The organism is Nocardia sp. KT25-26 (assembly GCF_056627695.1).
Map to the genome: position 1 here is coordinate 4,739,826 of NZ_CM152813.1, position 26,560 is coordinate 4,766,385.

General features: G+C 67.5%; 29 protein-coding genes. 8 read left to right on the top strand and 21 right to left on the bottom strand.

From position 1 onward, the window contains the following. Positions 1-21: 21 nt before the first annotated feature. The 4 genes from AC1HFH_RS21445 to AC1HFH_RS21460 all read right to left on the bottom strand — a co-directional run bounded on the left by AC1HFH_RS21445 (position 22) and on the right by AC1HFH_RS21460 (position 4,138). Positions 22-900 carry a metal ABC transporter permease gene (locus AC1HFH_RS21445; protein WP_480244578.1) on the bottom strand — a complete coding sequence of 293 codons (879 nt, stop codon included), beginning with the start codon at positions 898-900 and terminating at the stop codon, positions 22-24. Positions 901-903: 3 nt separating this feature from the next. Then, positions 904-1,722, bottom strand: coding sequence for a metal ABC transporter ATP-binding protein (locus AC1HFH_RS21450; RefSeq protein ID WP_480244579.1), 819 nt, complete (start codon positions 1,720-1,722; stop codon positions 904-906). Continuing rightward, the gene (locus tag AC1HFH_RS21455; RefSeq protein ID WP_480244580.1) at positions 1,719-2,666 is read right to left on the bottom strand and encodes a metal ABC transporter substrate-binding protein; all 948 of its coding nucleotides are present in this window, start codon (positions 2,664-2,666) and stop codon (positions 1,719-1,721) included. The genes AC1HFH_RS21450 and AC1HFH_RS21455 overlap by 4 nt, the downstream gene beginning before the upstream one ends. A 524-nt stretch (positions 2,667-3,190) precedes the next feature. After that, on the bottom strand, positions 3,191-4,138 hold the full coding sequence (locus tag AC1HFH_RS21460) for a thioredoxin family protein (protein WP_480244581.1): 948 nt from the start codon (positions 4,136-4,138) through the stop codon (positions 3,191-3,193). Between the two features lie 344 nt (positions 4,139-4,482). Here AC1HFH_RS21460 and AC1HFH_RS21465 point away from each other — a divergent pair, with 344 nt between their 5' ends. Together AC1HFH_RS21465 and AC1HFH_RS21470 are read left to right on the top strand one after the other, a co-directional pair. Continuing rightward, entirely contained in the window at positions 4,483-5,097 is a 615-nt protein-coding gene (locus tag AC1HFH_RS21465) for a hypothetical protein (protein ID WP_480244582.1), read from the top strand. Between the two features lie 107 nt (positions 5,098-5,204). Then, positions 5,205-5,381, top strand: a complete 177-nt coding sequence (locus tag AC1HFH_RS21470) for a helix-turn-helix domain-containing protein (protein WP_480244583.1) — start codon at positions 5,205-5,207, stop codon at positions 5,379-5,381. A gap of 51 nt (positions 5,382-5,432) precedes the next feature. Here the strand turns inward: AC1HFH_RS21470 and AC1HFH_RS21475 are convergent, their stop codons facing one another. The 7 genes from AC1HFH_RS21475 to AC1HFH_RS21505 form a co-directional block, all read right to left on the bottom strand. After that, positions 5,433-6,074, bottom strand: coding sequence for a DUF3558 domain-containing protein (locus AC1HFH_RS21475; protein ID WP_480244584.1), 642 nt, complete (start codon positions 6,072-6,074; stop codon positions 5,433-5,435). Next, positions 6,071-6,439, bottom strand: coding sequence for a hypothetical protein (locus AC1HFH_RS21480; RefSeq protein ID WP_480244585.1), 369 nt, complete (start codon positions 6,437-6,439; stop codon positions 6,071-6,073). Before AC1HFH_RS21480 ends, AC1HFH_RS21475 begins: the two co-directional genes overlap by 4 nt. Before the next feature lie 632 nt (positions 6,440-7,071). After that, a complete protein-coding gene (locus AC1HFH_RS21485; RefSeq protein ID WP_480244586.1) occupies positions 7,072-7,293 on the bottom strand; it encodes a DUF4351 domain-containing protein in 222 nt (73 codons plus the stop codon). A 135-nt stretch (positions 7,294-7,428) separates the two neighbouring features. Then, entirely contained in the window at positions 7,429-7,617 is a 189-nt protein-coding gene (locus AC1HFH_RS21490) for a DUF4351 domain-containing protein (RefSeq protein WP_480244587.1), read from the bottom strand. Positions 7,618-7,753: 136 nt separating this feature from the next. Then, positions 7,754-8,215, bottom strand: a complete 462-nt coding sequence (locus AC1HFH_RS21495; protein ID WP_480244588.1) for a hypothetical protein — start codon at positions 8,213-8,215, stop codon at positions 7,754-7,756. Positions 8,216-8,313: 98 nt separating this feature from the next. Beyond that, positions 8,314-8,496: a hypothetical protein gene (locus AC1HFH_RS21500; protein ID WP_480244589.1), complete on the bottom strand. Its 183-nt coding sequence runs from the start codon at positions 8,494-8,496 to the stop codon at positions 8,314-8,316. 62 nt (positions 8,497-8,558) lie between these two features. Beyond that, positions 8,559-8,930, bottom strand: a complete 372-nt coding sequence (locus tag AC1HFH_RS21505) for a cupin domain-containing protein (protein WP_480244590.1) — start codon at positions 8,928-8,930, stop codon at positions 8,559-8,561. 78 nt (positions 8,931-9,008) lie between these two features. On the opposite strand from AC1HFH_RS21505, the gene AC1HFH_RS21510 reads away from it, so the two are divergent. Beyond that, complete coding sequence (locus AC1HFH_RS21510) at positions 9,009-9,455, top strand: MarR family winged helix-turn-helix transcriptional regulator (RefSeq protein WP_480244591.1); 447 nt, start codon at positions 9,009-9,011, stop codon at positions 9,453-9,455. Between the two features lie 219 nt (positions 9,456-9,674). On the opposite strand, the gene AC1HFH_RS21515 is transcribed toward AC1HFH_RS21510, so the two are convergent. The 5 genes from AC1HFH_RS21515 to ehuB form a co-directional block, all read right to left on the bottom strand. Then, entirely contained in the window at positions 9,675-11,969 is a 2,295-nt protein-coding gene (locus AC1HFH_RS21515) for an esterase-like activity of phytase family protein (RefSeq protein WP_480247934.1), read from the bottom strand. Positions 11,970-12,151: 182 nt separating this feature from the next. Continuing rightward, positions 12,152-12,916 (bottom strand): ectoine/hydroxyectoine ABC transporter ATP-binding protein EhuA, encoded by a 765-nt coding sequence (ehuA, locus tag AC1HFH_RS21520; RefSeq protein WP_480247935.1) that lies wholly within the window; start codon positions 12,914-12,916, stop codon positions 12,152-12,154. Between the two features lie 43 nt (positions 12,917-12,959). Continuing rightward, on the bottom strand, positions 12,960-13,637 hold the full coding sequence (gene ehuD, locus AC1HFH_RS21525) for an ectoine/hydroxyectoine ABC transporter permease subunit EhuD (RefSeq protein ID WP_480244592.1): 678 nt from the start codon (positions 13,635-13,637) through the stop codon (positions 12,960-12,962). Then, positions 13,637-14,362 (bottom strand): amino acid ABC transporter permease, encoded by a 726-nt coding sequence (locus AC1HFH_RS21530; RefSeq protein ID WP_480244593.1) that lies wholly within the window; start codon positions 14,360-14,362, stop codon positions 13,637-13,639. The genes ehuD and AC1HFH_RS21530 overlap by 1 nt, the downstream gene beginning before the upstream one ends. A 6-nt stretch (positions 14,363-14,368) precedes the next feature. Then, positions 14,369-15,253 carry an ectoine/hydroxyectoine ABC transporter substrate-binding protein EhuB gene (ehuB, locus tag AC1HFH_RS21535; RefSeq protein ID WP_480244594.1) on the bottom strand — a complete coding sequence of 295 codons (885 nt, stop codon included), beginning with the start codon at positions 15,251-15,253 and terminating at the stop codon, positions 14,369-14,371. Positions 15,254-15,494: 241 nt separating this feature from the next. On the opposite strand from ehuB, the gene AC1HFH_RS21540 reads away from it, so the two are divergent. Continuing rightward, positions 15,495-16,871, top strand: coding sequence for an AIM24 family protein (locus tag AC1HFH_RS21540; RefSeq protein ID WP_480244595.1), 1,377 nt, complete (start codon positions 15,495-15,497; stop codon positions 16,869-16,871). Between the two features lie 9 nt (positions 16,872-16,880). On the opposite strand, the gene AC1HFH_RS21545 is transcribed toward AC1HFH_RS21540, so the two are convergent. Beyond that, entirely contained in the window at positions 16,881-18,104 is a 1,224-nt protein-coding gene (locus AC1HFH_RS21545) for a hypothetical protein (protein WP_480244596.1), read from the bottom strand. A 299-nt stretch (positions 18,105-18,403) separates the two neighbouring features. Here AC1HFH_RS21545 and AC1HFH_RS21550 point away from each other — a divergent pair, with 299 nt between their 5' ends. Both AC1HFH_RS21550 and AC1HFH_RS21555 read left to right on the top strand, forming a co-directional pair. Continuing rightward, positions 18,404-19,549: an acyl-CoA dehydrogenase family protein gene (locus AC1HFH_RS21550; RefSeq protein ID WP_480244597.1), complete on the top strand. Its 1,146-nt coding sequence runs from the start codon at positions 18,404-18,406 to the stop codon at positions 19,547-19,549. 187 nt (positions 19,550-19,736) lie between these two features. Next, positions 19,737-20,228 carry a DUF4254 domain-containing protein gene (locus AC1HFH_RS21555; protein ID WP_480244598.1) on the top strand — a complete coding sequence of 164 codons (492 nt, stop codon included), beginning with the start codon at positions 19,737-19,739 and terminating at the stop codon, positions 20,226-20,228. Between the two features lie 16 nt (positions 20,229-20,244). Here AC1HFH_RS21555 and AC1HFH_RS21560 read toward each other — a convergent pair whose 3' ends face one another. After that, a complete protein-coding gene (locus tag AC1HFH_RS21560) occupies positions 20,245-20,514 on the bottom strand; it encodes an Rv3235 family protein (protein WP_480244599.1) in 270 nt (89 codons plus the stop codon). Positions 20,515-20,997: 483 nt separating this feature from the next. Continuing rightward, positions 20,998-21,837: a DUF72 domain-containing protein gene (locus tag AC1HFH_RS21565; RefSeq protein WP_480244600.1), complete on the bottom strand. Its 840-nt coding sequence runs from the start codon at positions 21,835-21,837 to the stop codon at positions 20,998-21,000. Between the two features lie 36 nt (positions 21,838-21,873). Here AC1HFH_RS21565 and AC1HFH_RS21570 point away from each other — a divergent pair, with 36 nt between their 5' ends. Beyond that, on the top strand, positions 21,874-23,088 hold the full coding sequence (locus AC1HFH_RS21570; protein ID WP_480244601.1) for an MFS transporter: 1,215 nt from the start codon (positions 21,874-21,876) through the stop codon (positions 23,086-23,088). Next, on the top strand, positions 23,085-23,291 hold the full coding sequence (locus AC1HFH_RS21575; protein WP_480244602.1) for a hypothetical protein: 207 nt from the start codon (positions 23,085-23,087) through the stop codon (positions 23,289-23,291). Before AC1HFH_RS21570 ends, AC1HFH_RS21575 begins: the two co-directional genes overlap by 4 nt. Before the next feature lie 9 nt (positions 23,292-23,300). Here AC1HFH_RS21575 and fadD32 read toward each other — a convergent pair whose 3' ends face one another. Beyond that, positions 23,301-25,157, bottom strand: coding sequence for a long-chain-fatty-acid--AMP ligase FadD32 (gene fadD32, locus AC1HFH_RS21580; RefSeq protein WP_480247936.1), 1,857 nt, complete (start codon positions 25,155-25,157; stop codon positions 23,301-23,303). 20 nt (positions 25,158-25,177) lie between these two features. Further along, a complete protein-coding gene (locus tag AC1HFH_RS21585; protein ID WP_480244603.1) occupies positions 25,178-26,398 on the bottom strand; it encodes a KasA/KasB family beta-ketoacyl-ACP synthase in 1,221 nt (406 codons plus the stop codon). Between the last annotated feature and the right edge of the window lie 162 nt (positions 26,399-26,560).

Genomic DNA, 26,560 nt, shown 5'->3' on the forward strand with positions numbered 1-26,560 from the left:
GCCCGGCCGTCGTTCGTCGGGTCAGACGACCGCCACCGGATCGGTGCGGCGTGCCCGGGCCGCCGCGATCCGGCGCCCGATGATGCCCTGCCGCGGCGCGAACAGATAGGCGGCCGTGAATGCCGCGCCTTGAGCCAGCACCACCATCGCCCCGGCGGCCGTGTCCGCGTAGTAGCTGACGTAGAGGCCGGCCACCGCGCACCCCACCGCGACGACCGGCGCAACCAGCAACATCCGGCCGAACCGGTCGGTCAGCAGGTAGGCGGTCGCACCCGGAATGATGAGCATGGCGACGACCAGCACCACCCCCACCGCCTGCAGTGCGACGACGGCGGTCAGCGCCAGCATCGCCAGCAGCAGGGCACCCAGTATGCGCGGATTCAGCCCGATGGCGTGGGCGTGCGTGGGGTCGAAGGCATACAGGGTGAAGTCCCGCCGCTTCGCCAGCAACACCACGAGCACGATCGCCGCCAGGATCAGGATCTGGGTCATCTCACCGCTGCTGACCCCGAGCAGGTTGCCGAACACGATGTGGTTGAGGTCGGTATTGCTCGGTGTCACCGACACCAGCACCAGCCCGAGGGCGAACAGCGTGGTGAACACGATGCCGATGGCGGCGTCCTCCTTCACCCGGCTGGTGTCCCGGACCACCCCGATCAACGCGACCGCGAGGAACCCGAAGATCACCGCGCCCACCGCGAACGGCCACCCGACGATGTAGGCGAGCACCACACCCGGCAGCACCGCATGCGATACCGCATCGCCCATCAGCGACCAGCCGACCAGCACGAGCCAGCAGGAGAGCACCGCACAGACCGCAGCGGCGACGACGGTGGTGATCAGGGCCCGCACCATGAACTCGTAACGCAACGGGTCGACGACGAGGTCGAGCAATTCCATCGGTCAGGCCACCTCGATTCGTTCGGCCCGGCGGCCGGTCGCCGCAGCATCCCGATCCAGCGCCGCCGGACTGCCGTCCGGCCGCACCTCCAGGCCGAACGCGCGGGCCAGGTTCTCCGGCCGCACCACATCGTCCGGATCGCCGTGTTCGAGCACCCGGCGCATCAGCAGCACCGCCTCGTCGGCCAGCCCCGGCAGGGCATGCAGGTCGTGCGTGGACACCAGGACGGTGGCCCCACCGGCCGCCAGTTCCCGCAGCAACGCGGTGATGGTGGCCTCGGAGCGCTTGTCCACCCCGGCGAACGGCTCGTCCAGCAGCAGGATGGTCGCCCCCTGCGCGATCCCCCGCGCGACGAACGCACGCTTCTTCTGCCCGCCGGAGAGCTGCCCGATCTGCCGATCCGCCAGGTCGGTCAGCCCGACCCGCGCCAAGGCATCGGCGACCGCGGCACGATCGGCGCGGCGCGGCCGCCGGGTGAACCCCATCCGCCCGTACCGGCCGGTCATCACGACCTCACGCACCGAGATCGGAAAACTCCAGTCCACGTCCTCGGCCTGCGGCACGTAGCCGATGCGGCCGGCCCGGCGAGCCACCGCAGGCGCGCGACCGTCGATCCGAACCTGCCCCCGGTCCGGATCCACGAGCCCCATGACGGTCTTGAACAGTGTCGATTTACCCGAGCCGTTCATCCCGATCAGGCCGCATACCCGACCCGGCCGCAGCGCCAGATCCACCCCGTCCAGGGCGAGCACCTCGCCGTAGCGGACGGTGACACCGGACAGCTGCACCACCGGCGCGCCGTCTTCACCCGTAATCGTCATCCCTGGCCTCCGGTGAGTGCGGAACCTATCGTCTCGGCATCGTGGCGGATCAGGTCGAGATAGGTGGGCACCGGCCCGTCGGCCTCGGAAAGCGAATCGACGTAGAGGGTGCCGCCGAAGGTTGCGTCGGTGGCCTCGACGACCTGCTGCATCGGGGCGTCGGAGACCGTCGATTCACAGAAGACCGCGGGAACGTCACGCTCCCGGACGAAGTCGATCGCCGAACCGATCTGCTGCGGGGTCGCCTGCTGTTCGGCATTGACCGGCCAGATGTACTTCTCGGTCAAACCGGCGTCACGGGCCAGATAGGAGAAGGCGCCTTCGCAGGTGACCAGGGCCCGCTGATCCTCCGGAAGCACCGCCAGGGTATCCACCAGATCGTCCTGCAGGGCGGCGAGTTCGGCGCGATAGGCGGTGCCGTTGGCCCGGAAATCGTCGGCATGCTCGGGGTCCAGATCGGCGAACGCCGCCACCATGTTGTCGATGTAGATCTGCGCGTTCACCGGGGACATCCAGGCATGCGGGTTCGGAGTCCCCCGGTAGGCGTCCGACGCGATATCGATCGGCTCGATTCCCTCGCTGACCACAACGTGCGGTACCTCGAGATCGGCGACGAACTGCGCGAACCAAGCCTCCAGGTTCAGCCCGTTGTCCAGGATCAGATCCGCCTCCGCAGCCTTGCGGATATCGCCGGGCGTCGGCTGGTAGCCGTGGATCTCGGCACCGACCTTGGTGATCGACCGCACGTCGAGATGATCTCCGGCGACATTGCGCGCCATATCGGCCAGCACAGTGAAGGTGGTGAGCACCACCGGCCGGCCGTCACCACCGGCCGGACCGACACCGCAGGCAGTGGCCACCACGGCTACCGCACCGACGACACCGGCGACGACGAACCTACGGGCCGACGACATCGACGGCAGGCGAAACTCAACCCTCATCATGTCCGGATTGTATTCTTCGGGTACCCGAACTTTCAAGTTCGAGCACCGGGCCGAGACGGCCGGCTACCCGGCGGCGACCACCCGTCGATCCGTCGGCCCGATCACCTGCTCCACGGTGGCAAGATCGTCGGACCATCCGGCTATCCGGCAGCTACGCCTGCCCGCGTAACGGCCGGGAAACGAGCGGATCGGCGACGACGCCGTCGCCTACGACTGGTAGCACCCGCAGGCGCCGACACTCGGTCGAGCGTCCGGGTCGCAGACGACCGGGCGAGACAACCACCGGACCTGCGATCTCGTCCACAGGTCGGCGGAGACGACTCATGAGCGTCGGCCAGAGCCCCTTACTGGCCATCAGTGAGTCGGGCGCGCTCGGCCATGGCCTGGCATCCGTCAAGCCCGCTGCGGGCAGTCACAAATCTCGGCGTCGGGGATGCCGTGCCGACGAGCCTATTCGCACTTCGCTACCGACAGATCAGGCCACACCGAGGTCGGTGCGCATGCTTGCGCACCGACCGGCCGGATCATTCGTCGATCGCTGCGAGATGCGGCTCGAACTCGGCGACCAGGCTCTCCCTACCGCCGAACCCGATCACCCGATGGATCTCCGCACCGTTCTCGAACATCAGCATCGCCGGGATCCCCCGGAACCCGAACCGTTCCCACACCCCGTCGAACCGGTCCACATCGAGCTTCCGCACGACGACCCGCCCAGCCCACTGTTCGGCCAGGCTCGCGAGCACCGGGGTCACCTGCCGGCACGGCCCGCACCACGCCGCCCAGAAATCGACGAGCAGCGGAACTCCCGTCGAGCTGGCCGCCTCGATCTCGTCCGGGCCGATCGCCGCCAGCTTGTCCCGCGCGGCGAGGTATTCCCGCTCCGCTTCCGCCTCCTGCGCGAGCACCTCCACGGCGACCCGCTCCCCCGCGCCGCGCACCCAGCCGGTGAACTCGTCGAACCGCGGCCCCGGCGCATCGTGTTCGCCCGCCGCCTCCGCAACCGCGGCAGTCAACGCCTGCACCGCAGCGCCGACGTGCTCACCACGCCCTTCCAGCCCGAACGCCCGCACCGTCACGCTGTCACCGTCGCGGAACAGCTCACAGTCCTGCCAGAGCCGAACCGTGTACTGCTCGTCCTCGGTGACCCGCCACCGCACCACCATCTCGCGCAGCTGCGCCCGATCACGTTCCGCCACTTCCGCTTCGGACAACCGGGTCCCCCGCTCCCGGACATACCCGGCGAACGATTCGAACGCCGCGGTTCCGGGACCGTCTCCGATCCGCTCCTGCAGCACACCGAGCAATTCCTGATAGACCTCGCCCGCACTCGCACCCCGGGCTGTCAGATCGAACGCCGGCCAGTACCCCCTGACCTGCCCATCAACCTCTTGGACCTCAACCCCTTCGAGCAACTGAACCAGATAGGTGCCGTCCTCCGGCAGCCCGACAGTGAACTCGTGCCCGCGCTCCATGGCCCCCTCCAGGTACTCGCGTACGGTCCGGTCTACGCTAACAGCTTCCCGGTGCTCGTGTCTGCGATCACCAAGGAATGTGCCCGCTGCACAAGACCGACCCAAGTTCACCCGAACATCGAGCACATACGGGACGTGGACACCGAGTGCCGACGCCTGCTGACGCGCTGCCACACAACAAATCGAAGTCGAGGGTGGTAGCACGGCACAGACCGCTCCACAGCTTGCCACCAGGGACCATCGCTCGAACGTTCCGGGCCGCCGAGGGTCGCTGATATCCGCGGTCCACGGCCTGGTTGCGGCGCTATGAGCCGAGGTAGTAGTTTGTGCAATGAGCACGAAAGTTGCTCCAATACAAGGCTTTTGGGGGAATATTGACTACCACGGGTTGGTACAAATTACTGACGACCATGGTGTTTTCCGTAGCGTTCGTGGTGGGGTGTTCGAATTCCTCTCCGGAATCCTCATCACAAGATTCTCGACAAGAATTCACAGGCGAAGACCTGTGTGCCGCTCTGGCCGATCTGTTCACCGAAGAGTTGAACACGAATGAGCTGACGAAAGAAGTCGGTTGGGGTGATCAGGACCAACCGTTTACCCAGAGAGGGAGCTGCGGCGTCCGGCAAGAGGGCAACTCGGCGTACAGCGGCACCATCATGGTGGAACGAGCTGCAAAGGAAACATCTCCGGCCGGCATGGACCTGTCCGGGCTCACCGTGGCAACAGGAACCAAACATCCGGTCTGGGTGGACGATACGACATCGGACCCAGCGAGGAGCGACCACCCGCAGGTGATCTTCGTGACGCGGGTCGGTGGCTGGGACGGCAGTCTGGTCATAAAGGAGTTCGCCACCGAGACCGCGGATGGTCCACTGAATCTCACGGAGGCGAACAAGCAGCGGGCAGCTCAGTTCCTCGTCGATTGGACCGGCCGCATCTCCAAGTCCCGGCCACGGTGAGCATGGGTGCGCTACATCGCAAGTATCCTCGCAGCCCCGGACGTGGCCGTATGAGAAATATCCCCCGCAGCCTTCATCGGCGATTCCTTCGTCCGCAGAAACGTTGAGTGTCTACGTACCAAGCCGACCTCGCCGAACGACTGCGCGTCACACGAATGACCGTGTCCCGGTTGGAACGAGGCGGCGCGGTCAGCATGACGACAGCCATCCGGGCGCTTTCCGAGTGCGGCTACGAAGCGATCGTCGTACCCAAGTTCAGCCGGGTCACCATCGAGAAGCGATAGGGCGGCCGCAGACTCGGCGTCACTGGACGGTGCTTTGATCCGCGCCCACGCTCAGTTCTCGTCGCCGATCGAACGCTCGATGACCGCCGCGGTCTCCATGATGTTTCCGCACGGGTCCACGTCCTCTGGCGTGGCCATGCCACGCAGCAAAGTCGTCACGAACACGACGCCGACCTCGGTACGCATGTGCACGGTGCACGAGTCCCTACCCCCACCGCTCCCGTCGGGGTTCTGCCCCATGGCCGCTTCGCGACCGTTGACCGTCGTGGGCTGCAGCCACGACCCGTTTTTCCGCTGATCTTCGTCCCAGGTGATGTTTCCGGACGACATCAGCAGCGACATCTGGTCCGTGTTTACACCGCAGGTCAGGAAGGTGTATTCCGCGACGAGGTCTTCGCCCCGCCGACGAGTATCGGGCGGATACCCTGCGGCAAGCAGGTCGGCATCGCTGACCCAGGTACATGGATCGAACACCACATGCGGCCTACCCCCAGCCCGCGTGTACTCATTGTCCTGATCCGGCGGCTGCACTGCAGGATCCGTAATCGTCGGACGTGCCGCCACAGTCGACGACACCACCGTGGCCCCGGCACCGGACGGATCCGATGGTTCCGCAGAACCGGCCCCATCGGACGAACACCCGACCACAGCCGCGAGCACCACCGCCCCGGAGACCACCACAGCTGCCCTCATGTTTCCAGCCCCTCCCGAGACCGCCGCAACGCCTCCGCGTTCAACATGTCCGCCTCCTCGAGCAACTGCCCCGCCCGAAGATATCCCGCCGCCATCCGCATCGCCGCCGACTGCAACGACCGCAGCACATCCCCCAACTCGACAGCCTTGCGCGCAAACCCGTTCTGCAACTGCTGCGCCGAATCGAACGGACCGAAACCGTGAATATCCTCCAGGAATCGCGCCTTGAAGAGCCACTCATCACACTGCTCCGCGAACCGCTGATACGCCCCAGCCACCTCACGGGCCGCATCCGGCGCCAACCGCAACTCCCCCGACGTAGCCGCCCGCCACAAATCATCCGCAGCCTGCTGCCCGACAGTCATCGCGCCCCCTTCTTGCCGAATCGGCGCCCACCCTACCAAAGCACAACCCTGCCCAACACTCGCCGGATTCACGACCTGACGGATCACCGCCCCGGCCACACGACACACCGCGCCGAACCACACCACCGCCGGCTACTGGTCCACTCGCTCAGGTGTCCTGTTCCGGCCCCATACCGTTCAGCCTCTCGATCGCGTCGGCCACCGTCTGAGTGAATTCGTCATCCGGCCCCGCAACAGATGCAGGTCCTCGAAGAGTTCTTCCCACAGTGTTCCGGCCGCCGCCGGGTCGCCGGTCATTACGTGCAGCAGTCCGAGGTTGTAGCGCAGGTTCTGGGCCAGTTCCGATCCGTCGCCCTGGGCGGCCCGCACGTCGGTGAGTGCGGCTCGGCTCCGTCGAGGGCGGAGGTGTACTCGCCGAGAACCATGCGGCAGTCGACGGCGTGGCTGCGGCATTCGAGTGCCGTCTCGTCGGTGTATCCCGCAATCCACGTGAAGGCTTCTGCGAGACTGTCGAATTCGGCACGAGCCTTGCGGTATTCGCCGCCCGCCAGATGGGCGAGGGCGATATCGAGGCGAAGCTCGAGCACTCGCCTTCGTCTTGCGGAGCACCGATCACAGGAGTGCACCGGCGGCTAGACGAGCACCTCATCGACGGTCGTTGCGTCCAAGACACGCACTATCCAGTCCTCGAGCTGCGCGGGCGGCGCCGACCGAACACGCTCGACCACATCAGCCGAGACCGCGCCGAACTTCGCGGTCATCTGCCGCAGGAGAATTTCGATCAGGCTCTCCGCCCGGGCCTCCGCCCGGCCTTCAGCTCGACCCTCCGCTCGGAGTTCATCTGCCGCGGTCATTGCTACCTCCCGTTGTCGTGAGACCCACCTGCTCCGTGATTGCGGGGATGCCGGCTGCCATGCGAACACCGACATCGCTCGCTGCAGCACGTCCGTTGCAGGGCGAAGCGGGGGCGACATTCCCCAAGTGGCGAGTCACAGACGAAACACCTCATCGACGGTCGTTGCGTCCAGGACACGCACCATCCAGTCCTCGACCTGCACAGACGGCGCCGACCGAACACGCTCCACCACATCAGCAGAGAGCGAACCGAACTTCACCGTCATCAGCCGCAGGAGAATCTCGACCTGCGTGTCGGCGCGGATTCGTTCTGCCGTGGTCATCGCTACCTCCAGTGCTCGCGGCCCCACCTGCTCGGCAACACCAACAAGATCAGCCCTACTGCGATCGATCCCCTGATACGCGCTGCAGCGCTGCCCGCTCGCAGGGCGATGCGGGGCGACACCTCCCAGGGGTGAGTCACAGACGAAGCATCTCATCGGCGCTCGTTGCGTCCAGGACACGCATTACCCAGTCCTCGACCTGCGCAGGCGGCGCCGACCGAACACGCTCCACCACATCAGCAGAGAGCGAACCGAACTTCACCGTCATCAGCCGCAGGAGAATTTCGACCTGCGTGTCGGCGCAGCCTGCAGCGTGGCCTGCAGCGTGGCCTTCAGCGCGGATTCGTTCTGCCGTGGTCATCGCTACCTCCAGTGCTCGCGGCCCCACCTGCTCGGCAACACCGACAAGATCAGCCCTGCTGCGATCATGGTTCCCACGAGTGATGAAGCTCGCCGACACCCGCGTGAAATCATCCCAGTCGATACCGCGACGCAGTGCCGGCGACACCTGCGACCGGACCTCACTGACCGCATTGGCAGGGTCGGAAAGAACCGCCCTGAAATAGGTGTCATGCGGATACCCCCGCGGATCGCCCATACCCACGAAACTACGCCCCACCACCGACAAACCCGCCGGTGCCGACCGGCAGCCAGTCCACAACCACCGCCTTCACCGGACAACCGTACGGTTGTCGCTCACCGGTGGGCGTTCCGAAAAGCCTCCCGGACCGGCCCCCACAGCAACCGGCCCGTACGGAAGTCGCGAATCACGCCACCTTCGACCTTCTCCTGCACCCACCCGTTGGTGGCCTGCAGTTCCGGCAGCAGATCGCGATCGAACTCCCTGTCCAGCACGGCCGTCTCGTCGGTACCGGTCACACCGTCCGCGGCCGGACGGCAACCCGATAGACGGGGGCGGGCCACAGGGGCAATCGGCCCGATCACAGCACCCAGGGCGGCGAAACCGTCGAACCGTCCGGCAGCTCGGCTGCGAACCCGACCGGCACAACGGCCAGGAAACGCACCGGATCGGAGCCGATGTTGTCCACAGCGATCATGGAACCAGCAGGCGCAAGCGCCGCGTCACCCGGCGACAGCGCTTCCGCCACACCGTCGACGGTCAGGCGCAACTGCCCGGCGAGCAGCACGAATGCCTCTTCCTTGCCGATTCGGTGCGGTACGCCGGTCGAACCGGCCGGCAACTCGGTCTGCCATACGCAGATTTCGGAACTGCCGGTCGCCGGCCGGACATAGGGCGTGAAACGGGCTCCGTGCATCTCGTGCACGGGTGCCTCGGCAGCGGAAATCAGCATGGCAACCTCCTGTAGTCAAGCAGCTTGTCTATATAGTCAACCTACTTGACTATCATGTCAAGGTGCCAGAATGCCCGTATGCCTGAACCTGCCGGACCGGATCTGCCGCTTCTCCTGCTCGCGGCGGCCACCGAGGTCATCGATGCGGTGCAGGACAGTGTGCGGGCCGCGGGGTTCGCCGATGTGCGCCCGGCACACGGATTCGCTTTCCTGCGGATATCCCATGGCGGCGCCACGGTCGGTGAACTGGCGGAGCACCTGGGGGTCACCAAGCAGGCAGCCAGCCAGCTCGTCGACGAACTGGTCGGCAAGGGTTACGCCGAACGGCACCCCCACCCGGACGACGCCCGTGCCAGGCTCATCGTGCTCACCGAGCGGGGCCGCGCCTGCACCCGCGCCGCGGATCTGGGCCTGGCCAACTACACCCGACACTGGCACGATGTCGTGGGCGACGAAGAGACCGACCGGGTGCGGAAAACCCTGGGGCGCATGACCACCGGACGACACATCCGGCCCAGCTGGTGAGTCGCCGACGGCCGGTCCCGGCCCAGCCGGTTCGTCCCTGCCGGCGCCGATCGACCGGCCGCTATACGCCGGGGAGCCTGCGCGTCGGTGCCCTGAAGTCCGGGCGGGCCGGCCGGTCCGGAAGCGGACAGGACCGCTCCGCGCCCCATCACCACAACCGGCCCGTGCAGAGATCGCGGGTTCGGCAATCTCCGCACGGGCCGCACGCTGCGATCAACGTCAGGAATCGAACCGAAGCAGCACGGTCTCACCGGTCGCGTCGTCGACGCCGTCGTTGTCGGTGACCACGAACAACACACCGTTCCCGGCGATCGCCATACCTTCGACCTTCTCCTGCACCCAGCCGTTGGTGGCCTGCAGTTCCGGCAGCAGATCGCGATCGAGCTGCTTGTCCAGCACGGCCGGCTCGTCGGTGCCGGTCACGCCGTCCTCGGCCGGGATGGCGACCCGGTAGACGGCCTTGAGCGCGGCGTCGGGGCCGAGCAGCTTGTCGCGTTCCAGCACCAGCAGATCATCGCCGTCGACGACGATCTCGGACAGGCCGATCCAGTCACCGTCGGTATCGGTCTGCTCGAGCCGGTAGCCGTACCACTGCCACTCACCGGATTCCGGCAGGTACTTGCCGATCCGGGCGATCCCCGCCGGGTCGGATGCCAGTTCCCGCTGCAAGGCGACCCAGACGACCTCGTCGGCACCCGAGCCCTGGACCGCAACGCCTTCGATACCCTGCTTGCCCAGCTCGGCAGCGATCTCCTCGGGCAGTGCGATCCGCTGCTCCACGGAGCCGTCGGCGGCCACCTGCACGAGGGCGTTCTCGCTGCCTTCCTTACCTTCGACACCGAGGTAGAAACCGCCGTCGGCCCGGGCGGCAATGCCTTCGACATCGAGTTCGACCGGTTTGCCGTCCTCGGTGACCGGCAGTTCGGTGTCGATCACTGCCGGCGCAGTGGACACATCCATTCCGAGGATGCGCGCCGGGCCGTACGCGGAATCGGTTGCCGTGTACAGCCGGTCGCCGGCGGCGGGGTCCGCGCTCAGCGCCCCGAGCGCGCCCCAGCCGATCGGGGTCGCGCCGTCCCGGGCCGAAACCACCGACGGGAACTGCGGCACGCCCGCCTGCTCGGCGAATTCGTCACCGTAGCCGAAGGTCGCCACGGAACCACGCATCCCGATCTCGACGTCGTCCTCCTCCGAGGACACCGCGAGCAGGTTCCGTTCCGGAATCGGCAGCAGGCCTTCCGGACCCATGTTCGTGGACAGAATCTGCCGGAACTGCGGATCGGCCGGATCCGAGACGTCGTAGACGGCAACGAAATTGCTCCGCTCGGACCCGACGAAGGCCATCGGGGTGCCGCCGAACTCGGCCACCGCGATCCCTTCGGGCTCGATGCCCTTCTTGCCGGCTCGGCCTTCCAGGTGCAGGCCGGTCTCCACCGCCAACTGCTCCATGCTGTTGCCGGCGTCCCAGACCACCGCGCCGGTCTCGGCATCGAAGACGGTCCAGCCGCGGCTGCCACCCTTCCAGTCGCCCTCGTTCGCGGTGGCGACATGATCGTCGTCGAGCCAGGCGAGCGCATCGGGTTCCCGGGGCGCGTCGGTGATCGATCCGGTCTGATCGAGGGTGCCGTCGTCCTCGGTATCGATACCGTCGACCGTCACCGACCCGGCCGAGAATATGGTGCGCACCTCGCCGCTCGCGGCGTCCACGATGGCGATGCCGTTGTTCTCCTGCAACGACATCGCCACTTCACCGCGCGAGTTGAAGCTCACGTACTCCGGTTCGAGGTCCTCCGGAGTGTCCAATCCGGCTTCGCGGGCAGCGTCCTCGTCGAAACGCACCGGTTCGGCGGCCCAGTTCTCCGGCTCACCGTCGAGCGCAATGATCTGCAGGAACCCGGTCGGCGGCTGCGGCAGATCGCCTTCCTCGCCACCTTCGGGGGTGAACTCCTCGTCGCGCTGATTCTCCATGGCAATGGCGGCGTAGACGCCGTCCTTGCTGATCGCAATCGAATCCGGCTGGCCGCCGAGGTCGATGCTGTGCACCTTGGTGCGGTCACTGATCCGCACCACATCGACCCGGCCGGACGGTTCGGTGTAGTCGCCGCCGGTGGTGTCGACCACCACCAGCACGTAGTCACCGGCTACCGCGACCGAGGTCGGCTGGTCGTCGGCGTGGCCGAGCGATTCCAGCGACACCGAACCCAGGCCCTTCGGCGCGGCCGGGTCGGTGATGTCGAGGAACCCGATCCGCTTACCCGCCGCGTCGGTGTAGATCAGAGTGTTGCCGTCCTCGGTGACGTCGGAGATCTCCGCGACCGTCTCGTCCTCAGCCGACACACCCTCGGGACGATTCTCCACCACCGGATAGGTGCCGAGCCGGTGAAAGCTGGTCGCGGCCTCGCTCTCCCACCCGGCCGCCGGCGCCGGGCCCGGTCGGTCGGACTCTCCGGAGCCGCAGCCGACCGCGGCCACCGATACCGTCGCGACGGTTGCGAACAGCAACCCTTGCCTCATCCTGGCCACAACCAGTCCCTTCATCATTGTCGAGCCTTCCCGGGGAAACGGGAATCCTGCGGATGGTGCGGGGCCCAGGTGACGGCTGAGTGACCGGAAGATGAGATGCGGCGAACCTCCCGCCGAACAGCACAACGGCGCCTACGGTGCCGGATGGGCAACGCAGGCGCCGGTGCCGGGTGCTATTCGGCCTCGAGTACCGCGTCGAGGAACTGCCGGGTGCGATCGTGGTCGGGGTCGGTGAAGATCTTCTCCGGCGAACCGGTCTCCAGGATCCGGCCGCTGTCGAACATCATCACCCGGTCGGAAACCTTGCGCGCGAACCGCATTTCGTGGGTGACGCACAGGAAGGTGATATCGGTGTCGGCCGCGATATCGGCGAGCAGGTGCAGCACGCCGGTGACGAGTTCCGGGTCCAGCGCCGAGGTGACCTCGTCGAGCAGCAGCACCTCCGGTTCCATGGCCAGCGCCCGGGCGATCGCCACCCGCTGCTGCTGGCCGCCGGAGAGCTGGGTCGGGCGGGCGTCGATCTTCTCGCTCAGCCCGACCAGTTCCAGCAGCTCCCGGGCCCGGTGCTCGGCCTGCTCTTTGTCGGTGCCCAGGCTGCGGATCGGCCCCTCGGTGATATTGCGCAGCACCGACATGTTCGGAAACAGGTTGAACTGCTGGAAGACCATGCCGATCTTGCGCCGCATCTGCCGCAGATGCGCTTCACCCGCGGGCACCAGCTTGCCGCGCTTCTCCTCGTGGGTCAGGCACTGCCCGGCGACGTCGATGGTGCCGCCGTTCACCTTCTCCAGAGTCATCACCAGGCGCAGGATCGTCGTCTTTCCCGAGCCCGAGGGCCCGATCAGGGTGACGAACTCACCGGGCGCGACCGAGAAGTTCATCTCGTCGAGGACGACCGTGTTCCCGAACCGCTTCTGCACATCGGTGAACCGGATCATCGGCTCGGCTGCTGGGTCCGAGGGTTTGCTGAGGTCGGTTGTTTCAGGCTCGGTCGGCACGTTTCTCCAACTTTCGAATCAGCAGGGAACACGGATAGCTCAGCGCCAGGAAGGTGAGGCCGACGGCGGCCCAGGCCTCCGGTCCGACCCCACCGCGATCGGCGGCAAGATTGGTCTTCACCTGGTACACCATGTCCAGGATGACGATCGCCGACAGCAGCGGCACTTCCTTGAACATGGCGATGGTGTAGTTGCCCAGCGCCGGCAGTACCCGCGGCACCGCCTGCGGCAGCACGACATCGGTCCAGGTGCGGCTGCGGGGCAGGTTGAGCGCGACCGTCGCCTCCCATTGGGCGGCCGGTACGGCATCGATCCCGGCCCGGTACACCTCCGCGGTGTAACAGGCATAGTGCACACCGAGTGCGGTGACACCCACGATCAGCCGCTGGGTGTCGGTCTCCAGCCCGCCGAGCAGCTCCGGGCGCACCACCCAGTACAGGAAGAAGATCTGCACGAGCAACGGTGTACTGCGCACGAACTCGACGAATGCCCACACCAGCTGGCTGAGCACCGGAACCCCGGACCGCCGGATCAACGCGAAGATCAGGCCGAGCGCGTACGCGACCAGGGAGCCCAGCAGGGTGAACTGGATGGTGACCAGCAGCCCGTCCCAGATGTAGGGAAAGGCCTCGAAGAACCGGTCCCAATTCCACTTTCCCATCAGGTGGACACCCCCATCGACAGGCTACGGTCCCGGCTCGGCATCGGCCGGCCCGACCAGCGCACCGCCGCCCGCTCGAGCACCCGCATCACGAGGGTGATCGCCACGGCGATCAGCAGATACACCACCAGCTGCATGCCGTAGATGACACCGAGTTCCCGGGAGAAGGCCGGTACCGCACGCAGTTCGTCCGCCTTGTGGAAGATCTCCGGCACTGCGATGAAACTCAGCAGCGCGGTGCCCTTCAGCAGCTGGATGAACAGATTATTGAACGAGGGCAGCATCTCCACCACGGCCTGCGGCAGGATCACCCGGCGCATCCGTTGCCATTTGGTGAGGTTCACCGCGATCGCCGCTTCGACCTGCCCCTTGGGCACCGCCTGGATGGCGGCGCGCACCACCTCGGCGCCGTAGGCCCCGTGATTGAGGCCGAGCACGATGATGCCGATCAGCAGCAGACCACGATCGGTCGCCCCCAGTGACACTCCGATGAAGATCGGAATCGCCACGGCGAAGAAGAACAGCTGAACGACCTCCGAGGTACCGCGCAGGCCCTCCACGTAGACCCGGGCGATGAAGCGCACCAGCCGCGAATTCGACAGCATGGCGACGCCCGCCACCAGGGCGAGGACGACGGTCAGCGCGATACCGCCGACCGTCGCCCACAGCGTGAAGGGCAGCCCCTCGAGAATCCGCTCCAGATAGATCGAGAAGTTGTCCGACATCAGGTATCAGGGGGTGCAGTATTGCTCGGTGGTCGCCGCCGGATCGGGCTCGTTGGCCTCGGTCAGGCCGAACGGCTCCACCAGCTCCAGCCATTCGCCGCTCTCGTGCAGCTTGCGCAGCTCCCGGTTGAAGTCCTCGCGGAACTGGTCGTCGTCCTTGCGGAAGTTGAAGGTACCGACATCCGGCCGGTCACCGTACTGGAAGGATTCGGTGGTCTCCAGACCGGCGTTCGGACTGGTCTTGACCAGCCACTCACTGGTCACGTCCAGCAGTGCCGCCCCGTAGACGTCGCCGTTCTCCACCGCACGCAGGATGTCGTCCTGTTTGGCCATCGGCTCGATGAGCTCACCGGGAACACCGGACTCCTCGGCGTAGCCGTTCTCCACGGCACCACCGAGGGTGGCGATCCGGACGTTCTCGCGAGTGATGTCGTCGAAGCTGTCGATATTGCGCGGATTACCTTCGGGCACCATGAACGACGAACCGACCTGGTAGTCGGGGATCGCGAAATCGGAGCTCTCGCACCGCTCCGGGTTGATGAACATTCCCGCAGCGACGAAGGCGTAGTTCTGCGCGTTGACGCCGTCGATCAAGCCACTGAAGTCGGTCAGCACGCCCTCGATCTCATCGATACCCAGGTTCTTCAGCACCGCCCGCGCCACCGCCGGGGCGTACCCGGTCAGCTCGCCGTCGGCGTCCCGGTAGGCCCACGGCGCCTCGTTGGCGAAACCGACCTTGATCTTGCCGGACTCCTGGGCTTCCTCGTAGGTCACCGCGGCGGCCCCGTCTCCGCCGAGTCCACAGCCGGATACTGCCAGCGCCAACGCCGCGACCGCCGCCGCAGCCACCCGGCGCGCGCCCCGACGCGAACCCTTCACATCGTTTCCCACGATCCGACCATCCTTCTCTGTTCCGCCGAAGGACGCCTCGCGGTCCGCCTGCACCGGACCACCGCCCCTCGGTCGTGTCCGTGCCGATCCGTTCCCCCGTGTACATCGCGGGTTCACCGATCGACATCTTTCCGCTCGGGTGCGAACGCTACGCCAGTAGCGAGGCTTCGGCACGCCGGGGCACCATCGAGTTCATGAACCATTTACCACGCGCCGGTACCGGCGCCGAGGAGGAGGCGGCGTGAACGAGCTTGCCCGAGGCGAGAATCGCCCCGCTCCGGCAGACCGGATGCAAGTCACGGTGACCTGCGATTTCCCGGTTGACGTATCAGCGCTGCTGCTCGGTGCCGACGGTGCGGTACGCACGGATTCGGATTTCGTCTTCTTCAATCAGCCGGCCGGTCCCGGTGTCACCCTCCGGCACGGCAACGGCGCGCCGGATGTGGTGGATGTGGATACCGGTGCCGTGCCCGCCGATATCGAACGGGTGGCGGTCACCGCGAGCCTCGACGGTCGTGGACCGGCGACCTTCGCCGGTGCCGCGCCGGTGGCGGCCATCGCCACCCCGCAGGGGACCCTCACCTTCCCGATGGCCGGGCTCACCACGGAGAGCGCCGTGGTGTGCGTCGAAATCTACCGTCGTAACGGCGCCTGGAAGGTGCGTGCGGTCGGCCAGGGCTACGACAACGGCCTGGCGGGTATCGCCACCGCCTTCGGCGTGCACATCGACGACGAGCCGGTCGATACGGCGCGCACCCCGGCGACGTCGAGCCGTACCGCACCCACCGTGCACGCGGCCCCGACCGCGGCCCCGCCGGCCGCCCCGAATCCGGCCTATTCCTCTCCCGCACCGACCACCCATCAGCAAGGAGCTCAGCCCGTGCACAGCGATCTGTTCAATCCCGCCCACTCCGAGGTGAACGGCTTCGGCATCCAGAAGCAGGGCAGCAAGATGGTCAAGGTCGGCATGAACGGTGAGGTGATGGCCCGCGCCGGTTCGATGGTCGCCTACCAGGGCGATATGCATTTCGAGGCGCTGGGTTCCGGCGGGATCGGCAGGGCCATCCAGCAGGCCCTGACCGGCGAGGGCGTGCCACTGATGAAAGTGAGCGGCCGCGGTGACCTGTTCCTGGCGAACAATGCGGCCGATGTCCACCTGATCGACCTGGACGGCTCCGACGGGCTGACCATCAACGGTGCCAATGTGCTCGCCTTCGACTCGACCCTGCGCTACGACATCCGGCGGGTGCAGGGCGCCGCCGGGCATTCGAGCAATGCCGGCCTGTTCAACTGCGTGTTCACCGGCCGCGGCCGGATCGCCATCACCACCGAAGGAACACCCGTGGTACTGAATGTCGATCAGCCCACCTACGCAGATCCACAGGCGGCAGTGGCCTGGTCGTCCAGCCTGCAGACCGGCATCAAACGCAACGATTCCTTCGGCATCGGCACCCTGCTGGGCCGGAGCACCGGCGAACGGATCACCCTGTCCTTCGCCGGGCACGGCTTCGTGATCGTGCAGCCGTCGGAGCTTCCGCCCGGCGGCTTCATCGGCGGCACCGGAGGTGGCCAGGAGGCCGGGCAGAACGGCGGCATGCTGGGCGGGCTGTTCGGCTGACCGCGCCGATCAGGACCCGGTGCGCTCCTTACGGGCCTTGCGCCGGGACTCGCGCATCTCCGCGAGTTCCTGCTCCAGGCTCTCCGCGATCCGGAACTGTCCGGTGTCGTAGATATTCGTGGGCTGCACCGCCTCGTAACCGAAATCGATCTCGGCGAGCGCCCGATCGACCCGGGCCTGAATATCGGAGGGCTCGTCGGCGCCGCCGAGATCCTTGGTGACCACGGACGGCTCCCGGTCCGGCTTACCCCGGTCGGAGCCGGCCGTCGCGGCAGTCGATGCCTTACCGGCACCGGACTTGCTGCTGCGCTGCTTCGGCCGGGCGGCGGTTTCGGTGGCCGCAGCGGGCTTCGCGGTGATGGCCGGCTGCTCGGCGACTGCGGCCGACAGGGTCGGCGGCTGGTACTCCATGCGGGCCGCGGTACCGGCCGGCCGGTTCAGGATCTCCTCGGCCGGATCGGGCAGGCCGCGAACCTGTTCGGTCGCCCGGGCGATCGCCAGCCCGTAACGGGCACTGACCGCATCGTGGATCAGCAGGGCGACACCGATCATCACCGGCGCCACCGCGTGTACCGCAGCGTCGTACCAGAGGCTGTCGCGCACATAGGGATAGGTGTTCAGCGTGACCGTGAGTGCGAGCAGCGCGACCTCGGCGAGGGCGACCTGCTGCCGGTTGCCGACCACACCCCATTCGGCCACCTTGTTCGTGCCGACCATGATGATGATCAGGCAGACGCTGATCATGGCTTCCAGCAGGTAGCTGAACCAGAACAGCGGATCGGTCGGCCCACCCGGTGCGATGTTCTGCTGGACGTTGACCGCCGACCAGAGCATGCCGGCCGCGACGACACCGGCCAGTGCCCGCAGCGACCAGGAGCGATGCCGGTACAGCGAAGCCAGTTTCGCGTGCGGGCTCGACTCCCGTCGCTGTGCGGCGATCGCCCTGCGGGCTACCAGCAGATCTCGCATGTCGGCCTTCTCGATTGCTTCGGTGGTCTGCCGGGCCCGGTCGGAAGCGGCCGCCTGTGCCTGGGTCTGCTTCCACCGTTGCTCGCGGTCCTGTTCCCGGATCCGTTCGGCAAGTTCGCGTTCGGCCCGCAGCTCGGATTCCGACAGGGCTTCGGTGAGCGCGGGGTCGAATTGGTACGCGAGCCGGCCCCGGGCCTTCTCGACCCGCTGAGCCAGTTCGGTGACGTCGTCGGCGACCTCGTCGACGGAATGCTCGATCGTCATCGCGAACCCCCAGCCGGATTTCGCGACAGCGGGCTGATGACCACACGTGTGAACGGCACACGCCATTCATAGTCCATTCACACGCTCCAGTGAAACGGAGTTGCCCGACGCGCCCGGACTCGTCGGCGCGCCGCCGGCGACACGCACGCCCACCGGCCGGTCGAGCTCACCACCATCCGGCTATTGTCACTTCGCCAATATTGCGCCACAATGTGCATGTAACTACTCGTCACCCCTGGTGAGCTGTGACTTCAGCAGCCACGGGGGTGGCAGCGCTGTACCGAGCCGAAGGAGACTCGATGGCCGCCTACCGGTCGAGCTGGATGGACGAGGATACGGAAGCGCTGCGCGAGCTCGCGCGCGCCTTCTTCCAGAAGGAAGTCGCCCCCAATATCGACAAGTTCATCGACCAGCACCACGTCGATCGCGACCTGTGGAACAAGGCCGGCGAGGTCGGTCTGCTGTGCCTTTCGATCCCCGAGGAGTACGGCGGCGGCGGGGGCACCTTCGCCCACGAGGCCGTACTGATGGAGGAGCAGGCGCGCGCCGTGGACACCGCCTGGGGTGTCAGCCTGCACAACGGCATCGTCGCCCACTACCTGCTCGCCTACGGCACCGAGGAGCAGAAGAAACAGTGGCTGCCGAAGATGGCCACCGGCGAAGTGGTCGGCGCGATCGCCATGACCGAACCCGGCACCGGGTCCGATCTGCAGAGCGTCAAGACCAAGGCGGTGCGCGACGGCGACGAGTACGTGATCAACGGCTCCAAGACCTTCATCACCAACGGTAGCCAGGCCGATCTGATCATCGTCGTCGCCAAGACCGACACCACCCAGGGCGCGAACGGCATCTCGCTGATCCTGGTCGAGGCCGACCGGGCAGGGTTCCGGCGCGGCCGGGTGCTCGACAAGATCGGCCAGAAGGGCCAGGACACCTCGGAGCTGTTCTTCGAGGACGTCCGGGTCCCGGTCACCAATCTCCTCGGCACCGCAGAAGGCCAGGGCTTCATCCAGCTGATGCAGCAGCTGCCGCAGGAGCGCTTGATCGTGGCGATGGGCGCGGTGGCCGGGATGGAGGTCGCGCTCGACCACACCCTGCGCTACACCAAGGAGCGAGAGGCCTTCGGCCGTCCGGTGTTCGGCTTCCAGAACACCAAGTTCAAGCTGGCCGAGGTCGCCACCGAGGCGCGGATCGCCCGGGTGTTCATCGACGACTGCATCGACAAGCATCTCGTGGGTGAGCTGGATATCCCGACGGTCGCCATGGCCAAGTGGTGGTGCACCGATCGCGCCATGAACGTCGCCAGCGAATGTCTGCAGCTGTTCGGCGGGTACGGCTATATGACCGAGTACCCGATCTCGCGCATGTGGGTCGACAACCGGGTGCAGCTGATCTACGCGGGCACCAACGAGATCATGAAGGAGATCATCGCCCGCAGCCTCTGACCGGCGCGATTTCCCGACACACGCGGCGCAACCGGTGGATCCGGTTGCGCCGCGCCGCGTTCGGAGGCTCTGCCGGATGCTCCGGACCGGCGGGAGAACCATCCGCGCCGGGACCGAGACCGAATGTCAGACGGGAGCCCGGCGCCGGCGCGCCCACTGACCACTCACGGGCGGAGGTAATGGTGCGGTGAACGCGGACAGTGACCGGTCTCCCGACGACGCGGTCCGGCCGCTGCCCGGGCGTGAGGTGATGGTGCAAGCGGTGTGCGGCGGGGTGGACTGTGCCGACCCGATGCTCGACGCCGCACACGAGCTTTCCGGGCTGCACGAACGCCGGGCGCTGGTGGGACCGGGCGATATCGGCGAGATCGACCGGCACCGTGCCTGCCTGGTCTGCGAAATCGACCGCTGGGTGTACCTACGCACCCCACGCCCGCAGGCCGGGGCGCCGATGCATACCGAAAGCCTGGGCGCGGTGGTGGACCGAATGGCCCAATTCGCGGCCCTCACCTATTCGGCCCTGGCCAACGGCGCCGACGAACAACTGCGCGCCGCCCATCACCGGCTGTACGAATTGGGCTGCGGCTATGCGGACCTGGTGACCGAACTGTCCTGCGGAACCAGGCGGGTACCGGACGATCCCGACTTCGGACGCACACCCGGGGCGCGCCCCGAGTAACGCCGACCGCCCCTCATCAGCGCATGCGCAGCGAGATCAACTGCCAGGAACCCCTGCGATACCGGATCCGGCCCGCGAAGGCGAACCGGCGGTCACCGCGCTGATATCCGCCGAAGATCTCCGCGGTACGCGGATCGATCGGCACCGTCGACACCCGGGTCAGCGCGGCGGAACCGAGCCCGGATCCCGGCACCAGGTCCTGCGTGACCAAGGTCTGCACCGCGGCCACCACCTTCGGATCGGCGACGGCTCGCAATTGCCCCGCACCCCGGCGGCGATCCAGCACCTCGAGCACTATCCGCAGCGCCCGACGAGTGAACTGCGCTGCGGGAGACTCCGATTCGTCCCGGTGCCGGTCGGGTGCCGATGCAGCCCCGGAAGGTCCGACTGCTCCTTCGGAGGGTGGGCCGCACGTCGCAGCGGCAACCTGCGCAACACGCTCTCCCGTGTGCCCGGCCGAGCTCGTACAGCCGGGCAGGCGGCCGTTCCCGCTCATCGCCCCAGTCGCCGGGCGGCCGGCCCGCCGGACACCGAACGAATGCTGCGCACCACGACCGGTACGACAGCCGATCGCCGGTCGCGCCGTGGCGTTGCGGGCCGCATGCGGCCGGTGCGGTTCCAGCGGCGGCTCACAGCACGGCGCCGGTGACAACGAGATGTCCTCGGTTCCCATCGATCCCCTCCTGCCCACCCGATCCCCTTGCGGGCACCAGCATGTCACGCCCCGACAGCGTCGTAAAGAGCGAAAACCCAGGTCAGGCGACCAGTTTCAGAACAACGTCATCGGCGCAACCGACTCGGGGTCCGGCAACGGAGCCAGTCCCGGTACCAGCGCGGCGACTTCGGCGTGGAACCGCCGGGCCAGGATGCGTGATCCGGCGTTGTCCGGGGTGTGCAGGAACATCGTGGGCGAGCGCCCCTCGCGCAGCCACTCCGCGACGGTATGCACCCACGGCTGCCAACCGGCGACGGCGCGCTCCGGATCGTCGGGACCGTGATAGCGCACGATCGGGAACTCGGTCAGCGCACGCAGCCGCCGCGGCAGCCGGGGCTTCTTCCCACGTGCCTCCAGTTCGGCCGGGCTCTGCGCCGCCCGTTCGAACAGCACCGTGGTGTCGAACGGCACCCATTCGGCGCCGATCCGGCCGAGGACGCGTTCCAGCTGGGTGGCCGCATCGGGATCGGTGAAGAACGCCGGGTGGCGAACCTCCACGGCACAGCGCAGCCCATCCGGCAACGCCCGCTGGAACCGGGCCAGCGCACCCAGATCGCCCGGGCCGAAGGTGGCGGGGAGTTGGCACCACAGTGCGTGCAGGCGCGGCCCCAGCGGCGCCATCGCCGTCAGGAATGCCGTGAGCTCCGGCTGCGTCTCGATCAGGCGCCGTTCATGGGTGATCGGCTTGGGCAGTTTGACCACGAAACGGAAGTCCGGATCCGTCTGCTCGGCCCATCCGGCGACCGTCTCCGGTGCCGGGGTGGCGTAGAAGGTGGTGTTGCCCTCCACGGCATTGCAGTGGGCCGCGTAGCTGCGCAGCCGCGCACCGGCCGACGACGGCCGGGGTTGCCAGTCGGGATGGGTCCACATCGCGCATCCAACGTGCAGCCGCATGGGCCGACCGTAGTGCATGAAAACTTGCCGTTTAAGATGGGGTCAGTGACGGCCACCCTGACGACCGGTCGCCCCGGCACGGGCGTTGCGACCACGACCCGCAGCTGGCTCGGCGTCGCCGCCGCGATCTTCGCCATCGCCTGGGGCGGCAACGAGTTCACCCCGCTGCTGGTGATGTACAAGGGCCAGGGGATGGCCCCGACCACCGTCGACCTGCTGCTCTTCTATTACGTCCTCGGTATCGTGCCCGCGCTGCTCATCGGCGGGCCGCTCTCGGACCGCTGGGGACGGCGCCCGCTGCTGCTGCCCGCGCCGATCATCGCCGCCGCCGGATCGCTGCTCCTGGCCTCGGGTGCCGGGTCGGCACCGATGCTGGCGGCGGGGCGACTGCTCTCCGGGGCCGCGCTGGGTCTCGCCATGGCGGTCGGTGGCAGCTGGCTCAAGGAGCTGTCCGACGGCACCGGCGCGCGCCGCTCGGCAATGAGTCTGACCGGCGGTTTCGCTCTCGGCGCGGGTGTCGCCGGCCTGCTCGCCCAGTGGGCCCCGCTGCCGAACTCGGCCGCCTACCTGGTCAACATCGTGCTGTGCCTGGGTGCCGCCGGATGGCTGCGGCAGGTGCCGGAGACGGTCCGGCCGGTGGCTGCGCCGGGCCGGCTCCGCGACGATCTGCGGATCCCGGCCGCCGCACATCCCCGGTTCCGGACCGTCGCGATCCCGGTGGCACTGTGGCTGTTCACCGCCAACGCCACCGCCTATGCGGTCCTGCCGACGCTGATGCTGCCCCGGGTCCCGGAGGCGCCGATCGCCTTCTCCGCACTCGTCACCATGGTCACCCTCGGCTGCGGATTCACCATCCAGTCCCTCGCCCGCCGCATCGACCTGCCGGGCACCGCCCGCAGTGCGGTGGTGGCGCTGATCCTGCTCACCATCGGCATGCTGCTCGCCGCGTGGACCGCCGCCACCCTGACCGTATGGGCGACACTGCTCACCGCAATGGTGCTCGGCAGCGGCTACGGCATCGGCCTGGTGGCCGGACTACAGCAGATCGAGCGGATCGCGCCCCCGAGGCAGCTGGCCGGGTTGACGGCGGTCTTCTACTCGATCAGCTACCTCGGCTTCGGCGTCCCGGCCTTGCTGTCGGCACTGCACGGCCGCGCCGGGTTCGGTTATCCGGCCATGTACCTGGTCACCGCCGCCGTCGCCGCCGGCTGCCTGGCTCTGGTGGCCGCGAACTACCGGGAACGGCGATGACCGAGGACCGGGTGGCGGCCCTGCGCCGGTGGGAAGACGCCGGCGCGATCTGGCGGGTGCTGAGCCGCCGCCCCGGCTCGGTCACGATCGGGCTGTTCGAGTGCACCGGGGGTCAGGAGGTGGACCGTTTCACCGCCACCGACGCCGCGCTGCTCGGCTACGTCGGCGACCGCAACAGCAGCGACGAGCCCTCCCCGCACTGAATCACAGCCTCACGACACCGCCACATCCGGGAATGCCTGCTGCCGATGCCCGCCGCGCAGCGTGCCGTCCAGATAGGCGGTCCGGCAGGCCCGCCGGGCGATCTTGCCGCTGGACGTGCGCGGAATCGACCCGGCGGGGACGAGCAGCAGATCCCGCACCGTCACCCCGTGCCGGCGGGCGATGGCCGAGCGCACCGCTTCGGTGATCGGGCCGGGGTCCAGCTTCGCCGCCCCGGTCCCCCGCTCGGCGACGAGCACCAGCTGTTCCCCGGACCCGGCCGCCGCCGGCAACTCCGCCGCCGACACCGCGAATGCGGCCACGAACCCCGGCCGCAGCGCACTGCTCGCCTCCTGCGCCGAGTACTCCAGGTCCTGCGGGTAGTGGTTGCGCCCGTCGACGATCACCAGATCCTTGACCCGGCCGGTGATGAACAGCTCCCCGTCGTGGTAGGCGCCCAGGTCACCGGTGCGCATCCAGGACGCGTCGGCCTCGGTCCCGGCGGCATGGCTGCCGTTCGGCTGCCGGGCGATCAGCCGGTTGCCGAAGGTGGCGGTGGTCTCCTCCGGACGACCCCAGTACCCGATGCCCATATTGTCGCCGTGCAGCCAGATCTCGCCGACCTCGCCGTCGCGGCGTTCGAATCCGGTCTCCGGGTCCACGATCACCGCCCACTGGGACAACGCCACATAGCCGCAGGACACCTGGGCGATCGAATTCTCCGCGTCCTCACCCACCGGGATCATCCGGCCGGCACCCAATTCGGCGCGGTCCACGTACACCACGCGGGCCGGATCCTCGCGCCGGGTCGCGGACACGAACAAGGTCGCCTCAGCCATCCCGTAACACGGTTTGATCGCGGTCTTGGGCAGCCCGTAGGGCGCGAAGGCCTCGGTGAACCGGTTCATCGAGTCGACCGACACCGGCTCACTGCCGTTGATCAAGCCGATGACATTGCTCAGATCGAGTTCCTCGCCCGCCTTGGGAACCCCACGGACCGCCGCATGCTCGAAGGCGAAGTTCGGGGCCGCCGAATACATTTCCGCCCCGTCCGACTGTGCGGCCAGTTCCCGGATCCACCGGTACGGCCGCCGCACGAAGGCGCTCGGCGACATGATGGTGATGAACTTGCCACCGATGGTCGGCAGAATCACCGTCAACAGGCCCATATCGTGGAACAACGGCAGCCAGGTGACCCCACGGGCGTTCTCGGTGATCCCGATCGCATCGATCATCTGCAACAGGTTGGTGCCGACCGAACGGTGCGTGATCTCCACTCCCGCCGGAGTCCGGGTGGAACCCGAGGTGTACTGCAGATAGGCGACACTGTCGGCGTCGATCTGCGGTCGCCGCCAGCTACCGCCGACGCTGTCCGGTATCGCCTCCACGGCGATGATCCGCGGCCGATGCGCGGCGGCCCGGTCCCGGTAGAACTCACGCACCCCGGCCGCCGCCGAACCGACGGTCAGCACCGCGGCCGGTTCGCAGTCGGCCAGCACGGCCCGCAACCGGTCGCTGTGGCCCTGTTCCTCGGGGTCGAACAGCGGCACCGCCACGTTGCCCGCATACACCGAAGCAAACAGTGCCACCACATAGTCCAGGCCCTGCGGCGCCAGAATCGCGACCCGGTCCCCCGGGCGGCAGACCTGCTGCAGGCGAGCGGCCACGGCCCGCAAACGTACGCCGAATTGCCGCCAGGTCAGCTCGTGGTATTCCCCGTCCCTTTCCCGGGAGTAGTCGATGAAGCGGTAGGCGAGTTCGTCACCGTTGGCTTCGCTGTGTTTGTCGACGAAATCGATCAGGGTCCGGTCGCCCGGAATGGTGATCCTGCCGTTCTCGTCGAGATAGTCGTCGAAGGTCTCGCCGATCAATGTGTCCCCTGTATCGATCAGTAACGGCCGAAGGCGATGGCGACGTTGTGCCCGCCGAATCCGAAGGAGTTGTTCACCGCGTAGTCGATGCGGCCGCTGCGGGCCGAGCCCGACACCACGTCCAGGTCGATCTCCGGATCCTGGTTCTGCAGGTTCAGGGTCGGCGGCACGATGCTGTCGCGAATGCTCAGCACGGTGAGTACCGACTCCAGCGCGCCGACCGCCCCGATCGAATGCCCCAGTGCGGATTTCGGCGCATACACCGAGGCGTGGTTGCCGATAGCGCTGCCGATCGCCCGGGCCTCCGCGGTGTCCCCGATCGGGGTGGCCGTCGCGTGCGCGTTGACATGGGTGATGTCCGCCGGGGTGAGCCCACCGGTCTGCACCGCGCGGGTCATGGCGCGAGCGGCACCGGTACCGTCCGGATCCGGTGCCACCAGGTGGAATCCGTCCGAGGTCACCCCGGCGCCCAGCAGCCGGGCGTGCACGGTGGCGCCGCGGGCCGCGGCGTGTTCCTCGGTCTCGAGCACCATCAGGGCACCGGCCTCACCGAAGACGAACCCGTCGCGGTCGGCGTCGAACGGACGCGACGCCGCCTTCGGATCGTCGTTGCGGGTGCTCATGGCACGCATCTGAGTGAAGGCTGCGATCGGCACCGCCTGGATCGACCCTTCGACGCCACCGGTGACCACGATGTCCGCATCACCCATCACGATCATCCGCCAGGCGTTGGCGATCGCCTCGGAGCCGGACGAGCACGCCGATACCGGGGTGGCCACTCCCGCCCGGGCGCCCAGTTCCAGGCCGACGCAGGCTGCCGGACCGTTCGGCATGATCGCCTGCACCGTCAGCGGCGACACCTTGCGGTATCCGCCGTTGTCCAGCTTGTCCCGGGCGTAGATCAGTGATTCGGCCCCGCCCAGCCCGGTACCGATGGAAACCCCGAGCCGATCTGCGTCGACCTCCGGACTACCGGCATTGCGCCACACCTCCCGGCCCAGAACCACGGCCATCTGCTCGACGTAGGACAGCCGCCGAGCTTCGTCGCGGGTCAGGGCGGAGGCCGGATCCACCTTCAGGTGGCCGCCGATCCGCACCGGCAGGTCGAACTGGTCGATGAACTGGTCGTCGAGCCGGTCGATCCCGCTTTCGCCGTTGAGCAGGCCCTTCCAGGTGGAATCCACGTCACCGGCGATCGATGTGGTCGCCGCGAGGCTCGTGACGACGATGTCCCTCATGTTTCGCTCACTCTCTCTGGCTGTACTACGACGGATCGAGAACTGCTGTTCGAGAACTGGTGGAGCAGAACGCACTACCGGCCGGGCCAGGTCGGCCGGACGGTAGGTGGAACGACCCGGTCACACTACCGGATCGCCGACGGCAAGATCCCTCGGATCGGC